This is a genomic window from Streptomyces sp. R302 (genome assembly GCF_012927245.1).
Lineage (GTDB): Bacteria > Actinomycetota > Actinomycetes > Streptomycetales > Streptomycetaceae > Streptomyces.
On sequence record NZ_JABBGE010000002.1, the window covers coordinates 412,585 to 426,015 of the forward strand.

Consider the following 13,431-nt stretch of genomic DNA (forward strand, 5'->3'; position numbering starts at 1 on the left):
CCTGGGCCTGGCGGAGATCCCCCAAGTCCTGGTGGGAAACCTCCAAGTCCTGGTGGGGATCGTTGTCGTGGGCAAGATCAATACGGGGGGCCGGGCGGGCGGAGACTGGCGGGGCGGGGCGGTCCCGGGGTCGCCGCCGCGGTCTTGTCCGTGACGACATCTGGGGGAATCACAGCGTGAGCGAGCGTGTCATCGAAGCCAGGAGTCGGGGCTTTCTGTTCCTCGATTCGCACCCCGAGGGCTGCCGCCGGCTGGTGGAGGAGATGTGGCGGGCCGTTCCCGAGCCGGTCGGGGACCCGGGTGAGGGCCCGGTCGCGCTGGTCGTCGGATCGTCCGCCGGGTACGGGCTGGCGGCGACGGTCGCGGGGCTGGCCCGGGTCGGCATCCGCGGGATCGGCGTGTGCTTCGAGAAGGCGCCCGGGCGGCGTACCGGTACGGCCGGCTGGTACCGCACCGACGCCACCGCCCGGCTCGCCCGCCGGTACGGGCGGGACATGGTGTTCCTCAACGGCGACGCGTTCGGCGACGCGGTGAAGGAGCAGGTCGCCGAACTGCTCGTCGAGCGGTTCGGGGGACGGCTCGACTACCTGGTGTACTCCGTGGCCGCGCCCCGCCGTACCGATCCGGAGACCGGCGAGGCGTACGCCTCGGTGCTCAAGCCGGTCGGGGCGTCGTACACCACCAAGACGCTCGTCTTCGACGAGCACGGCGGGCCTGAGGTGAAGGAGGTCACCACCGCGCCGGCCGAGGGCGACGACGTCGAGCAGACCGTGGCGGTGATGGGCGGCGCCGACTGGGAGCGGTGGGTCGCCTTCCTGGCCGACCGGTCCCTGCTCGCCGAGGGCTTCACCACCGCCGCCCTGTCCTACATCGGCTCGCCGCTCACCGCGGCGATCTACCGGCAGGGCACCATCGGCGCGGCGAAGGCCCATCTGGAGGCCACCGCACGCGCCTTGGACGAGCGCCTCGCCAAGACCCTGGGCGGGCGGGCCGTGACCTCGGTCAACGCCGCCGCCGTCACCCAGTCCTCCACCGCGATCCCCGGCATCGCCCTGTACGTCGGGCTGCTGCGCGGTGTCCTCGGCGAGGCCATGGTGGCCCCGATCGGCCAGCTGGTGGAGCTGTGGGACCGGCTGACCGGCGCCCGCCCCCTCGACCTCGACGACGAGGGCCGGGTCCGCCTCGACACCTGGGAGCTCGATCCCGCCGTGCAGGAGGCCGTCGCCGCGCGCTGGGCCGCCGCCACCAGCGACTCCGTCGCCGGGCTCGCCGCACTCGACTGGTTCGGGGACGAGGTCCGCCGCCTCTACGGCTTCTCCGTCCCCGGCGTCGACTACTCCGCCGCCGTCGAGACCGACGTGCCCTGGCCCGCTCCCGCCGTCAGGCCAGTGTGAGGCAGGAGGGTGAGGCAGGGAGGTGCCGTGCCGCCGGCGGCCAGCCAGGCGCGGTACGGGGGCGCCAGGCGGGCCGCCTCGCGGTAGGCGTCGGCGAGGGCGGCGTGGAGGGGCGCCAGCGGGGTGGAGGGGCGGGCGTAGAGGAGGAGGCGGACGGCGAGCGGGTCGCCGCGGAGGGGGCGGACCGCCAGGTCCTCGCGGGGGACCGAGGTCGGCTGGCAGGGGGCCACCGCCTCGCCGAGCGCGATGAGCGACGCGGCGGTGTGGTAGTCGCCGTGGAGGAGCGGCGGGTCGATCCCGGCGGCCGTCAGGACGCGGCGTAACCCGTCCCATTCGCCGTCCACCGCCGGGTCGACCATCCAGTGGTCGCGGGCCAGGTCCGCGAGGTCCACGACGGGGTGGGCGGCGGCCGGGTGGGCCGGGGAGAGGGAGACGAACTGCGGCTCGCGGGCGACGAGGACGCGGTGGTCCAGGCCCTCGGGCACGGCGAGGGGGCTGCCCTCCACCTCGTGGACGAAGGCCACGTCCAGGCGGCCGGCCGCCACCTCGCGCAGCAGCGTCCGCGCGGAGACGTCGACGCGCAGGCCGACGTCCGTGCCGGGGAAGCGGGCGCGCAGCCGCCGCAGCCAGCCCGGTAGTGCCCGGCTCGCGGTGGAGCCGACCCGGAGCCGGGGGCCGTCGGCGCGGGCGGCCTCGGCGCGGGTCTCGGTGACGAGCGCGGCCATGCCGTCGACCAGGGGGCGGGCCCGGCTGAGGACGGAGCGGCCGAGCGGGGTGGGGTGGCAGCCGGTGCGGCCGCGGGCGAAGAGCTCGGCGCCGAGCGCGTTCTCGATGCGGCGCAGCTGGGTGGTCAAGGAGGGCTGGCTCACGCCGAGTCGGCGTGCGGCCTTGTGCAGGCTGCCGGTGTCCGCGATGGCGCAGAGCGCCCGCAGGTGTCTCACCTCCAGCTCCATGGACCGAGCGTAGGGTGCGGTTCCGGTCCCGCACCAGACGGCCGGATCCGCTCAACTCCCATGAAAATGACGCCTATTGGGGAGTCGCCATGGTCGGTGATGTGGTCGTGTTATCGGGGAGTGGCATTCTTCCCGGCGGACCCGCGCGCACCGAGACTCTCTCCCGACCCCGATCAGGAGGAGCCCCCCATGCGACACCCCAAGGTCCTCACCCGCACCCTGACCGCCGCCCTCGGGCTCGGTCTCGCGGTCTCGCTCGGCGCCGCCGCGCCGGCCGGCGCCGCGACCGACACCGCCGCGACCGACACCGCCGCGACCGCGAACTCCCCCGCCGCCTATGCCGCTTACGCCGGTTCGGCCGAGGACGCCAAGGCCAACCGGGCGTTCTTCGACGCCGTCATGGCGTCGGTGGCGAAGAAGCGGGCCGCGAACCCGAGCGCCGCCGCGGCCGTCACCGTCGTCTACAGCGCTTCCAACGCGCCGAGTTTCCGTACCCAGATCGCCCGTTCCACGCAGATATGGAACAGCTCGGTGGCGAACGTACGCCTCGTCGAGGGCTCCAACCCGGACTTCCGCTACTACGAGGGGAACGACTCCCGGGGCTCGTACGCGAGCACCGACGGGCACGGCCGCGGCTACATCTTCCTCGACTACCGGCAGAACCAGCAGTACAACTCCACCCGTGTGACGGCCCATGAGACCGGGCACGTGCTCGGCCTGCCGGACCACTACAGCGGGCCGTGCAGCGAGCTGATGTCGGGCGGCGGCCCCGGCACCTCCTGCCAGAACGCCACCCCGAACTCCCAGGAGCGGGCCCGCGTCGACCAGTTGTGGCGCTACGGGCTCGCTTCCGCGTTCAAGGGCTGACCGGCTCCAAGGTCCGACCGCCTTCAGGTCCGACCGCCTTCAGGACTGACCGGCTTCAGGCCCGACCCGGGGCGTCGTCGTCACACGGCCGACAGGACTCGTCGGCCGAAGGCGGCGCCCTCGGGGAGCTGGCCGCGCAGCCGGGCGAGCGCCCCTTCGAAGTCGCCCCCGGCGACGACCGCCTCGATGGCGGTGCCGCCGTAGTGCAGGGTCAGGCTGAGGTCGGCGCGCTCGCCGAGGGTGAGCAGGCAGGCGAGCGTGGCCTCCTGGGTGGTGCCGCCGGCGACGACGGGGAGGGGCAGGTCCCATTCCAGGACGCAGCCGGTGAGGACCTCCCCGCCCTCCCCGCCCTCGCCCGCGGCGGTGAGCGCGGCGAATCCCGTACCCGTGTACTCGATTCCCCTGACGCGGACGGTGACGTGTCCACCGTCGGCCGTGATGACGATCGCTTCCGCACCACGGCGGTCCCGGTACCAGCCGGTCCAGACTTCTGTCGACTCCGATGACATGCGCGGACTGTAGCGGTATGACCGGCTCCGGCGCGCGGCCGGTCACCCCGTGGCCGGACTTCTCCCGTTCTCGCCGTTCTTGCCGGTGACCTGCGTGGTAGTGGCTTCCGTGCCGTCGGAATCCACCGGCCGGTAGAGCCGGCAGGCGGGGTTGCGGCAGGGCTGCACCTCCCACTCGGGCACCCAGGCCCCGAGGACCTTGTGCCGAGTGGCGACGGTGGCCAGCGGGCGTCCGCAGGCCGGGCACTTCGGCGCGGCCAGCGGGTCCCGGGTCGTACGGGGCGTCTCGTCACCCATACGTCCAGGGTAGGCCGCCCCGGGGCGGTCCGCCCGCTACCGCTTCCTGGTGTACGTGCGGACCAGCACGCCGTTGTCGAAGGCGCGGACGGCCCCGAGCGCGAAGTCCCGGGGCGCGAAGCCGGCGCCGAACATCGGCATGCCGGAGCCGTACACCTGCGGGTAGGTCTTGATGATCAGCTCGTCGATCTCCTCGATGAGCTCGCCGGCGATGGTGGAGCCGCCGCAGAGCCAGATGTCGAGCCCGCCGCCCTCGGCCTTGAGCTCACGGATCCGGCCGACGAGGTCGTCGGCGATCAGCTCGACGTTCGGGTCGGGCGACTCGGTGAGCGAGCGGGTGGCGACGTACTCGCGGAGGTGGGCGTACGGGCTGGCGACGCCGACGTCGAGGCCGACCCGGTACGAGCCGAGGCCCTGGATCACGGTGTCGAAGCGGCGGCCCGGCGTGCCGGGCTCGATGCCGACGACGGGCCAGGCGGGGGCGGCCACGGTCTCGGGGTACTCGGTGGTGAGGTACTCCAGGAACTCCCCTGTGACGTAGGAGTACGCGGAGGTGGCGTCGCCCTTCGGATCGCCGATGAAGCCGTCGATGGTGCAGGCGACGAAGTAGGTGAGCTTGCGCAAGCCGGGTCCTGTTTCTTTCGGGGGCGTGACCGCGAGCGCGACCACGACAGACATAGTGCTTCATCTGTAGTGGTCACGCAACCCCTTCAGGGAAGGATTCCTCGGCGGCTTCCCCAGCGGCTTCCTCGGCGACTTCCTCGGCGGCTTCCTCAGCGGCTCCTTCGCGTCACGAACTCCGCGAGGGACAGCAGGTCTCCGGCCGCCGAGAGGTCCGGCACCGCCCGCGCCAGGTGCTCGACGGCGCGGCCCATCCGCTCGGCCGCCTGGGCCTGCGCCCAGTCCCGGCCGCCGGCCCGCTCGACGGCGGCGGCCGCGGCCCGCACGGCCCGCTCGTCCAGGGTCGTACGGGAGTACAGCTCGGCCAGCTCCTCGCCGGCGGCGGTGCCGGAGGCGAGCGCGGCGACGACCGGCAGCGACTTCTTGCGCGCGACCAGGTCGGCGCCGGCCGGCTTGCCGGTCCGCTCGGGGTCGCCCCAGATGCCGATGAGGTCGTCGATCAGCTGGAAGGCGAGCCCGGCCTCGCGGCCGAAGGCGTCGAGCGCCGCGACCTCCTCCTCCCCCGCACCCGCGTAGAGCGCGCCGAGGGCGCAGGAACAGCCGAGCAGGGCGCCGGTCTTGGCCGTGGCCATGGCGAGGCACTCGTCGAGGGAGACCTCGCGGGGGCCGCGCGTCTCGAAGGCGCAGTCGGCCTGCTGGCCGGCGCAGAGTTCGATGACGCAGGCGGCGAGGCGGGCGGCGGCCGCGGAGGAGGCGGGGTGCGGGTCCTCGACGAGGAGCCGGAGCGCCAGCGCGTTCATGGCGTCGCCGGCCATCAGGGCGTCGGGAATGCCGAAGACGGTCCAGGCGGTGGGCCGGTGACGGCGGGTCGGATCCTCGTCGACGATGTCGTCGTGGAGCAGGGTGAAGTTGTGCGCCAGCTCGACGGCGGCGGCGGCCTTCACCGCCCCGCCCTCCTCGGCGCCCAGGGCACGGGCGGCGGCGAGGACCAGGGCGGGGCGGATCGCCTTGCCCGCCTGGCCGGCGGCGGGGGCGCCGTCGGCGTCCTCCCAGCCGAAGTGGTACATCGCCACACGGCGTATCGAGCCCGGCAGGGTCTCGACGGTGGAGCGGATCTGGGGGTCGACGGCGGTCCTCGTACGGTCGAGGAGCGCCACGGCGCCCGGCCCGTCGGTGACGGGGGCCGCGCTCGTCAGGGTCACGTCTGGTCGTCCTTCTTCACAGCCGACCGCGTCCACCGCGGCCGAGCATCAGGCTGGTGTCGCGCGTTCACGGCGGGGGCGGGGGCGGGGACCTGATGGGTCGGATGGGCCTGCTGGGCCTGCTGGGTCGGGTGGGCCGGGTGGGCCGGGGGTGGGGCCCCGGCCCACCCGGGGCTCAGGCGTCCTGCCCGGGGTTCAGCGGCGGCGGCTGATCTCGACGTTCTCCAGGACGCCGAGCGCGTCGGGCACGAGGACCGCGGCGGAGTAGTAGGTCGTGACCAGGTAGGAGATGATCGCCTGCTCGTCGATGCCCATGAAGCGGACGGACAGACCGGGCTCCACCTCGTCGGGGAGGCCGGTCTGGTGCAGGCCGATGACGCCCTGGTCGGACTCGCCGGTACGCATGCAGATGATCGAGCTGGTGCCGGCGGAGGTCACCGGGATCTTGTCGCAGGGGTAGATCGGAACCCCGCGCCAGGTCGGGATCCGGGTGCCGACCACGTCGATCGTCTCGGGCACCAGACCCCGGCGGTTGAGCTCGCGGCCGATCGCGGCGATGGCCTTCGGGTGGGCCAGGAAGAGCTTGGAGCCGCGGCGGCGGGAGAGCAGCTCGTCGAGGTCGTCGGGGCCGGGGACGCCGTCGTGCGGCTGGATCCGCTGCCCGTAGTCGCAGTTGGCGAGGAGGCCGAACTCCCGGTTGTTGACCAGCTCGTGCTCCTGGCGCTCGCGCAGGGCCTCGACGGTGAGCCGCAGCTGGTGCTCGGTCTGGTTCATCGGGTGGTTGTAGAGGTCCGCCACGCGCGTGTGCACCTTGAGCACGGTCTGGGCGAGGCTCAGCTCGTACTCGCGCGGGGCGGGCTCGTAGTCCACGAAGGTGTGCGGGACGACGGCCTCGCCGACGTGCCCGGCGGAGAGGTCGATGGCGGCCTCGCCGTAGCCGTTGACAGCCCGCTCCGGACGGCCGGCGACGCCCGCGAGGTGCGAGGCGAGGGAGCCGGCGCGGGCGGCGAGCGCGGTCAGGTCGGCGCGGGTGAGCTCCAGGACCGTGCAGGCGGTGGCGGCGCGGGCGGTCCAGTCCCAGGTGGCGGCCTCGTCGAGGAGGGCGGCGTCGCCGAAGTAGGAGCCGTCGGCGAGGACGCCGAGCACCGCCTCGTCGCCGTAAGGGCCTTCGCCGAGCTGCTCGACCCGGCCGTGCGCGAGGAGGTAGACGCGGTCGGCCGGGGAGCCGGCGACCGCGATGACCTCGCCGGCGGCGACGTCGCGCTGGACGCAGCGGGCCGCGAGCTCGGCGAGGGCCGCCTCGTCCTCGTATCCGCGCAGGGCCGGCAGCTCGCCCAGTTCGGCGGGGATCACCGCGACCCGGTCGCCGGTCTGGACGAAGGTGACGCGGCCGTCGCCCACCGAGTAGCTGAGCCGCCGGTTGACCCGGTAGGCACCGCCCTTGGTCTCGACCCAGGGCAGCGTCCGCAGCAGCCAGCGGGAGGTGATCTCCTGCATCTGCGGGGCCGACTTGGTGGTCGAGGCGAGGTTCCGCGCGGCGGAGGTGCCGAGACTCTGCTGCGGGGCCTGCTCCGCGAGGACCTCGTCGCCAACCGAACCAACGGACATGGAACTCCCTCTCGTACGTCTGGCTTGCGAAGGAAGCCTTTCAGCACGGAGCGTGCCGACGCCATTACACAATCGGGTGGGACTGTTCGGCGATCTTCGGGGCATGTCACCCGTTTTCCGGCCGGACGGCGAAGCGCGGAACTCGGCCGGGCTGTCCGGTTCGGATCGCACACGGCTCGAACGCATGGCATCGGAGGAGCGGAGTCCAGTACTCCGGAAGTTCGGAAGTCCGGAACTCCGGTACTCCGGTACTCCGGAAGTCCCGTACTCCCTCTGGAAGGAGCACGCCATGGCCGTTCCGCTGTCCGCGAGCAGGGTCCTCTCCGCACTGCGCGGCGAGGGCCTCTCGGTCGTCGAGGTCGGCGACTGGTCCACCCACAACAGGAACCACAAGGGCCCCTGGGGGCCGGTGCACGGGGTGATGATCCACCACACCGTCACCCGGGGCACCGCGAACACCGTCCGCATCTGCCGGGACGGCTACGCGGGGCTGCCGGGCCCGCTGTGCCACGGCGTCATCGCCAAGGACGGCACGGTCCACCTGGTCGGCCACGGGCGCGCCAACCACGCCGGACTCGGCGACGACGAGGTGCTGCGCGCCGTGATCGCCGAGCACGCCCTGCCGGTGGACGACGAGGCCACCACCGACGGCAACCGCCACTTCTACGGCTTCGAGTGCGAGAACCTCGGCGACGGCGAGGACCCCTGGCCCAAGGTGCAGCTGGTCGCGATCGCCAAGGCGTCGGCCGCACTCTGCCGGGCGCACGGCTGGACCCACCGTTCGGTGATCGGCCACCGCGAGTGGCAGCCGGGGAAGGTGGACCCGCGCGGCTTCGGCATGGCGTCGATGCGCGAGCGCATCGCCGACCTGCTGCGCTGAGCCCGGCAGCCGGCGCGGCTCCCGGGCCACGCGCGCGTACGGGCGGAGCCGGCGCCCGGCTCCCCCACGCGCGCGTGGCCCGGGAGAATGGCCGGGTGGACACGTACGACCTCTCCGCCCTGCGGCCCCGGCTCCCCTCGCCCCTGGAGCCGGTGGCGGACGAGCGGTTCGCCCGGCGCGGGCTGACGCTGCTGCTGAAGCGCGACGACCTCATCCACCCCGACCTGCCCGGCAACAAGTGGCGCAAGCTCGCGCTCAACCTGCGGGCGGCTGACGGGCGGCCGGTACTGACCTTCGGGGGCGCGTACTCCAACCACCTGCGGGCGACCGCCGCCGCCGGCCGTCTCCTCGGCTTCCCCACGATCGGGGTCGTACGCGGCGACGAACTGGCCGGGCGACCGCTGAACCCCTCGCTGGCGCGGTGCGCGGCGGACGGGATGTGCCTGGAGTTCGTGGACCGCGCCACGTACCGGGCGAAGCACGAACCGGACGTGCTCGCCGGGCTCCTGGAGCGGGCCCCCGAGGGTGCCTACGTGGTCCCCGAGGGCGGCAGCAACGCGCTCGCGGTGGAGGGGTGCGTGGCGCTCGGCCGGGAGCTGGCCGGGCACGCGGGCGTGGCGGCGGTGGCCTGCGGCACGGGCGGCACCCTGGCGGGCCTGGCGGCCGGGTTCGACGGCCGGACGCTGGGCGTGCCGGTGCTGAAGGGCGGTTTCCTCGGCGGCGAGGTCCGGAGCCTCCAGGAGGCGGCCTTCGGCGGCCCGCGCGGCGACTGGTGGCTCGACGAGCGCTTCCACTGCGGCGGCTACGGCCGGACGACCCCGGAACTCCACGCGTTCGCACAGGACTTCGAGGCGCGGCATGGACTCGCCATCGAGCGGCTGTATGTCGCCAAAATGCTCCTCGCACTGGTGTCCCTCGCCGAGGAGGGCGCCTTCCCGCCCGGGAGCAGGATCGCGGCGGTGATCACGGGGGCGGGAACGGGGACGGGGACCGAGACCGAAACGGAGACGGGGACGGGGACGGAGACGGGGACCGAAACGGGGACGGGGGCCGCAGAGCCCGCGGGTCAGCCGAGCTCCTCGCGGTAGGCGGCGGCCTCCTCCAGGTCGAGGCGGCGCAGCAGGGTGCGCATCATCTCGTCGTCGATCCGGCGCTCGTCGCGGAGCCGGACGAAGACCTCCCGTTCGGCCTCGATCATCTCGCGCGAGAGACGGCGGTAGGTGTCGTCGGCGGTCTCGCCGGTGCGTTCGTTGACCGCTCCGAGCCGCTCCCAGACGCTGTTGCGGCGGCGCTCCAGGACCGTGCGGAGGCGGTCGGCGAGCGGGCCCGGAAGGGTGTTGGCCTCGTCGGCGAGGAGCGCGTCGAGGCGGGCCTCGGCGGCCCGTGAGGCCTCGCTCTGGGCCTGCGCCTCGGCCAGCGTCTCCCGGTAGCGGTCGCGGCCGGGGAGCTTCAGGGCCCGGATCAGCGGGGGCAGGGTGAGGCCCTGGACGACGAGGGTGGAGATGACGGTGGTGAAGGTGAGGAAGAGGACGAGGTTGCGGGCGGGGAACTCGACGCCGTCGGTGACGACCGGGATGGAGAAGGCGATGGCGAGCGAGACCACTCCGCGCATGCCCGCCCAGCCGACCACCACCGGCGCTCTCCAGTCGACGCCTGGCTCGCGCTCCCGGACCTTGGCGGAGAACCGGCGGGGCAGGAAGGTGGCCGGGAAGACCCAGACGAAGCGGACGACGACCACGAAGACGAAGACCCCGAAGGCGTACCAGAGCGCCTCCCCGATGCCGTACTGGCCGAGGCCCTGGACGACGTAGGGCAGCTGGAGGCCGATGAGGGCGAAGACGGCGGACTCCAGGACGAAGGCGACCATCTTCCACACGGCCTCCTCCTGGAGGCGGGTCGCGAAGTCGACCTTCCACGCCTTGTGCCCGAGGAAGAGGCCGACCACGACGACCGCGAGCACCCCGGAGGCGTGCACCTCCTCGGCCGCCGCGTAGGCGATGAAGGGGATGAGGAGGGAGAGGGTGTTCTGGAGCAGCGGTTCGGTGAGCCGGGTCCGCAGCCAGTGGATGGGCACCATGAGGACCAGGCCGACGCCGACGCCGCCGACCGCGGCGACGGCGAATTCGCCGAGGCCGCCGGCCCAGCTGACGCCCTCGCCGACGGCGGCGGCGAGGGCGACCTTGTAGGCGGTGATCGCGGTGGCGTCGTTCACCAGGGACTCGCCCTGGAGGATCGTGGTGATCCGGTGGGGCAGGCCGAGCCGGCGGGCGATGGCGGTGGCGGCCACCGCGTCCGGCGGGGCGATCACCGCGCCGAGGACGAGCGCGGCGGTGAGCGGCAGGTCGGGGACGAGGACGTACGCGAGCCAGCCGACGGCCACGGTGGCGAAGAGGACGTACCCGACGGAGAGCAGCGCGACCGGCCGGATGTTGGCCCGCAGGTCCAGGTAGGAGGACTCGACGGCGGCCGTGTAGAGCAGCGGCGGCAGGATCAGCGGCAGCACGACGTGCGGATCGAGGGTGTAGTCGGGGACGCCGGGGACGTACGAGGCGACCAGGCCGACCGCCACGAGGAGGAGCGGGGCGGGCACGGGGGTGCGGCGGGCAAGCCCCGCCACCGCCGCGCTCGCCGCCACCAGTGCCACCAGCCGCAGTGCGTCCATGCCGCCCCTCCACCGCCCTCTCTCGCCGCTCGTCCGGTACGCCCGAAGCCGGATTCCCGAGCCCGGTCTCCCGAGCCAGGCCTCCCGCCCCGGCCTCCCGAGCCGGGCCGCCTCGGTCCGGACCGCCCGGGCCGAGTCGCCCTGCCCGAGTCACCCGACCCGAGTTACCCGGCTCCGGATTCCCGAGCCGGATCGCCTCGGTCCGGACCGCCCGGTCCGGACCGCCCGGGCAGGATTCCCGAGCCCGGACTCCCGAGCCCGGATTCCCGAGCCGGGTCGCCTCGGTCCGGACCGCCCGATCCGGACCGCCCGGCCCGAGTCGCCCGGGCCGGGCCCCCGGCCCGGATGCCCGGTCCCGAGCCCTCCGGTCCGGGGCGTCCGCCACGTACCCTGGCCATCATGATCGAGTGCCCGCACGTAGCAGACATGCCGCGCCCCGAGCCGGCCCCGCTCCACGAGACCTGCCCCGAGTGCCTGGCCGGCGGGACGAGCCCGGTGCAGCTGCGGCTCTGCCTGACCTGCGGGCACGTGGGCTGCTGCGACTCCTCGCAGGGGCGGCACGCTACCGGTCACTTCGACGCGACCGGGCACGCGGTGATGCGGACCTTCGAGCCGGGCGAGGCCTGGCGCTGGTGCTTCGTCGACGAGGCGCTGGTCTGAGAGGGGCCGGGCCGGGCCGACCTGACCCTCATCCGCACCCCCACCCGGGAACGTGGGACGGTCACTTGCGGGCGGGGCGGTTCGACGGGCGGGCCGTTGGGTACGTCACCCCTCCGCCGGTCACCGCTGCATTTCGGTCCCGCACACCCCTGGCCACGTTCCGCACCCATGGGCCTACCATGAGTGACGGGCCGGGATCGGGGGCCCTGGGGCTTGCGGCGACACGGCAGGATGGATCGCGATAGCGTCACCGCGGACCGCGCAGCCCCTGCGTGACCGCAGGTCCGGGGGTCTCTCCCCTCGGACCCCGATTGAGCTTGTGCCACCTTGGAGGTGAGGGTGTCCCAGATCGCAGGCGAGCCCGGGACCCAGGACTTCGTGGAAGTCCGGCTGCCCGCTGCGGGTGCCTATCTGTCCGTGCTGCGTACGGCCACGGCCGGCCTCGCGGCGCGCTTGGACTTCACCCTCGACGAGATCGAGGACTTGCGGATCGCCGTGGACGAGGCGTGCGCGATCCTGCTCCAGCAGGCGGTGCCCGGCTCGGTCCTGAGCTGCGTCTTCCGGCTGGTGGACGACTCCCTCGACGTGACCGTGTCCGCGCCGACGACGGACGGCCGGGCCCCCGAGCGGGACACCTTCGCCTGGACGGTGCTGTCGGCGCTGGCCGGCAAGGTCGAGTCCTCGGTCGCGGAGGACAACACGGTCTCGATCAGCCTGTACAAACAGCGCGGCGCGGGGCCAGGCCCGGCGTGAGGAGCGGGGACGCGACGGCCGGCATCCCCGGTCAGCAGGCAGCACGGCCGCATGAGGTCGCTACGGAGCAGCAGGCGGACCAGATGAGCGAGCACGAGCAGCAGCACGACGAGGCTCTCCCGACACCGGCACCGGCCTCGCCCCCGGACGGGACGCACTCCGACCCGACGGACTCCGACTCGACGCCTTCGGACGGCACACTCCCCGACGAGGCACTCCCGGAGGAGCCCGTCACCGAGGGTGACGACGCTCCTCGCGGTCACCACGCGCAGGACCGCAGCGGTGCCCGCGCGCTCTTCGTGGAGCTGCGGTCGCTGCCGGAGGGCTCCCCGGAGAAGGCCGAGCTCCGCAACCGGCTGGTGCGGATGCACCTGCCGCTGGTCGAGCACCTGGCGCGGCGCTTCCGCAACCGCGGAGAGCCGCTGGACGACCTGACGCAGGTGGCGACGATCGGCCTGATCAAGTCGGTCGACCGCTTCGACCCGGAGCGGGGCGTGGAGTTCTCCACGTACGCGACGCCGACGGTGGTCGGCGAGATCAAGCGCCACTTCCGCGACAAGGGGTGGGCGGTACGGGTCCCCCGCCGCCTCCAGGAGCTGCGGCTCTCCCTGACGACGGCGACGGCCGAGCTGTCCCAGCAGCACGGGCGCTCGCCGACGGTGCACGAGCTGGCCGAGCGGCTCGGGATCTCCGAGGAGGAGGTCCTGGAGGGGCTGGAGTCTGCCAACGCCTACTCGACCCTCTCCCTGGACGTGCCGGACACCGACGACGAGTCGCCGGCGGTCGCGGACACGCTGGGCGCGGAGGACGAGGCCCTGGAGGGGGTCGAGTACCGGGAGTCGCTCAAGCCGCTCCTGGAGGACCTGCCGCCCCGGGAGAAGCGGATCCTGCTGCTGCGGTTCTTCGGGAACATGACCCAGTCGCAGATCGCGCAGGAGGTCGGCATCTCGCAGATGCACGTCTCCCGGCTGCTCGCCAGGACCCTGGCGCAGCTCCGGGAGAAGCTCCTCGTGGAGGAGTGAGAC

14 protein-coding genes are annotated in these 13,431 nt (G+C 73.5%); 7 read left to right on the forward strand and 7 right to left on the reverse strand.

Annotation, left to right across the window (positions count from 1 at the left end; genetic code table 11):
- Window positions 1–176: 176 nt before the first annotated feature.
- Complete coding sequence (gene fabV / locus HHL19_RS07685; protein WP_169086952.1) at window positions 177–1,394, forward strand: enoyl-[acyl-carrier-protein] reductase FabV; 1,218 nt, start codon at window positions 177–179, stop codon at window positions 1,392–1,394.
- Here the strand turns inward: fabV and HHL19_RS07690 are convergent.
- On the reverse strand, window positions 1,334–2,347 hold the full coding sequence (locus HHL19_RS07690) for a LysR family transcriptional regulator (RefSeq protein ID WP_169086954.1): 1,014 nt from the start codon (window positions 2,345–2,347) through the stop codon (window positions 1,334–1,336). The genes fabV and HHL19_RS07690 overlap by 61 nt on opposite strands.
- A gap of 189 nt (window positions 2,348–2,536) precedes the next feature.
- Here HHL19_RS07690 and snpA point away from each other — a divergent pair, with 189 nt between their 5' ends.
- Window positions 2,537–3,214, forward strand: coding sequence for a snapalysin (gene snpA, locus HHL19_RS07695; protein WP_169086956.1), 678 nt, complete (start codon window positions 2,537–2,539; stop codon window positions 3,212–3,214).
- An 80-nt stretch (window positions 3,215–3,294) separates the two neighbouring features.
- On the opposite strand, the gene HHL19_RS07700 is transcribed toward snpA, so the two are convergent.
- From HHL19_RS07700 to HHL19_RS07720, 5 genes are all read right to left on the reverse strand, one after another.
- Window positions 3,295–3,723, reverse strand: coding sequence for a DUF6304 family protein (locus tag HHL19_RS07700; protein ID WP_169086958.1), 429 nt, complete (start codon window positions 3,721–3,723; stop codon window positions 3,295–3,297).
- A 42-nt stretch (window positions 3,724–3,765) separates the two neighbouring features.
- A complete protein-coding gene (locus HHL19_RS07705; RefSeq protein ID WP_169086960.1) occupies window positions 3,766–4,020 on the reverse strand; it encodes a hypothetical protein in 255 nt (84 codons plus the stop codon).
- Between the two features lie 36 nt (window positions 4,021–4,056).
- Window positions 4,057–4,644 (reverse strand): dihydrofolate reductase family protein, encoded by a 588-nt coding sequence (locus tag HHL19_RS07710; protein WP_169086962.1) that lies wholly within the window; start codon window positions 4,642–4,644, stop codon window positions 4,057–4,059.
- A gap of 149 nt (window positions 4,645–4,793) precedes the next feature.
- On the reverse strand, window positions 4,794–5,843 hold the full coding sequence (locus tag HHL19_RS07715) for a family 2 encapsulin nanocompartment cargo protein polyprenyl transferase (protein WP_169086964.1): 1,050 nt from the start codon (window positions 5,841–5,843) through the stop codon (window positions 4,794–4,796).
- A gap of 195 nt (window positions 5,844–6,038) precedes the next feature.
- Window positions 6,039–7,451: a family 2B encapsulin nanocompartment shell protein gene (locus tag HHL19_RS07720; protein WP_169086965.1), complete on the reverse strand. Its 1,413-nt coding sequence runs from the start codon at window positions 7,449–7,451 to the stop codon at window positions 6,039–6,041.
- 289 nt (window positions 7,452–7,740) lie between these two features.
- Here HHL19_RS07720 and HHL19_RS07725 point away from each other — a divergent pair, with 289 nt between their 5' ends.
- Together HHL19_RS07725 and HHL19_RS07730 are read left to right on the forward strand one after the other, a co-directional pair.
- Window positions 7,741–8,331 (forward strand): peptidoglycan recognition family protein, encoded by a 591-nt coding sequence (locus HHL19_RS07725; protein WP_169086967.1) that lies wholly within the window; start codon window positions 7,741–7,743, stop codon window positions 8,329–8,331.
- Window positions 8,332–8,426: 95 nt separating this feature from the next.
- The gene (locus tag HHL19_RS07730; protein ID WP_346768532.1) at window positions 8,427–9,419 is read left to right on the forward strand and encodes a pyridoxal-phosphate dependent enzyme; all 993 of its coding nucleotides are present in this window, start codon (window positions 8,427–8,429) and stop codon (window positions 9,417–9,419) included.
- Here the strand turns inward: HHL19_RS07730 and HHL19_RS07735 are convergent.
- Window positions 9,398–10,993, reverse strand: coding sequence for a Na+/H+ antiporter (locus tag HHL19_RS07735; RefSeq protein WP_169086969.1), 1,596 nt, complete (start codon window positions 10,991–10,993; stop codon window positions 9,398–9,400). The genes HHL19_RS07730 and HHL19_RS07735 overlap by 22 nt on opposite strands.
- Window positions 10,994–11,392: 399 nt before the next feature.
- On the opposite strand from HHL19_RS07735, the gene HHL19_RS07740 reads away from it, so the two are divergent.
- The 3 genes from HHL19_RS07740 (at window position 11,393) to HHL19_RS07750 (ending at window position 13,428) form a co-directional block, all read left to right on the forward strand.
- Window positions 11,393–11,653: a UBP-type zinc finger domain-containing protein gene (locus tag HHL19_RS07740; RefSeq protein WP_169086971.1), complete on the forward strand. Its 261-nt coding sequence runs from the start codon at window positions 11,393–11,395 to the stop codon at window positions 11,651–11,653.
- 339 nt (window positions 11,654–11,992) lie between these two features.
- Window positions 11,993–12,406 (forward strand): anti-sigma regulatory factor, encoded by a 414-nt coding sequence (locus HHL19_RS07745; RefSeq protein ID WP_030492700.1) that lies wholly within the window; start codon window positions 11,993–11,995, stop codon window positions 12,404–12,406.
- The gene (locus HHL19_RS07750) at window positions 12,295–13,428 is read left to right on the forward strand and encodes an RNA polymerase sigma factor SigF (RefSeq protein WP_169087587.1); all 1,134 of its coding nucleotides are present in this window, start codon (window positions 12,295–12,297) and stop codon (window positions 13,426–13,428) included. Before HHL19_RS07745 ends, HHL19_RS07750 begins: the two co-directional genes overlap by 112 nt.
- Window positions 13,429–13,431 lie beyond the last annotated feature (3 nt).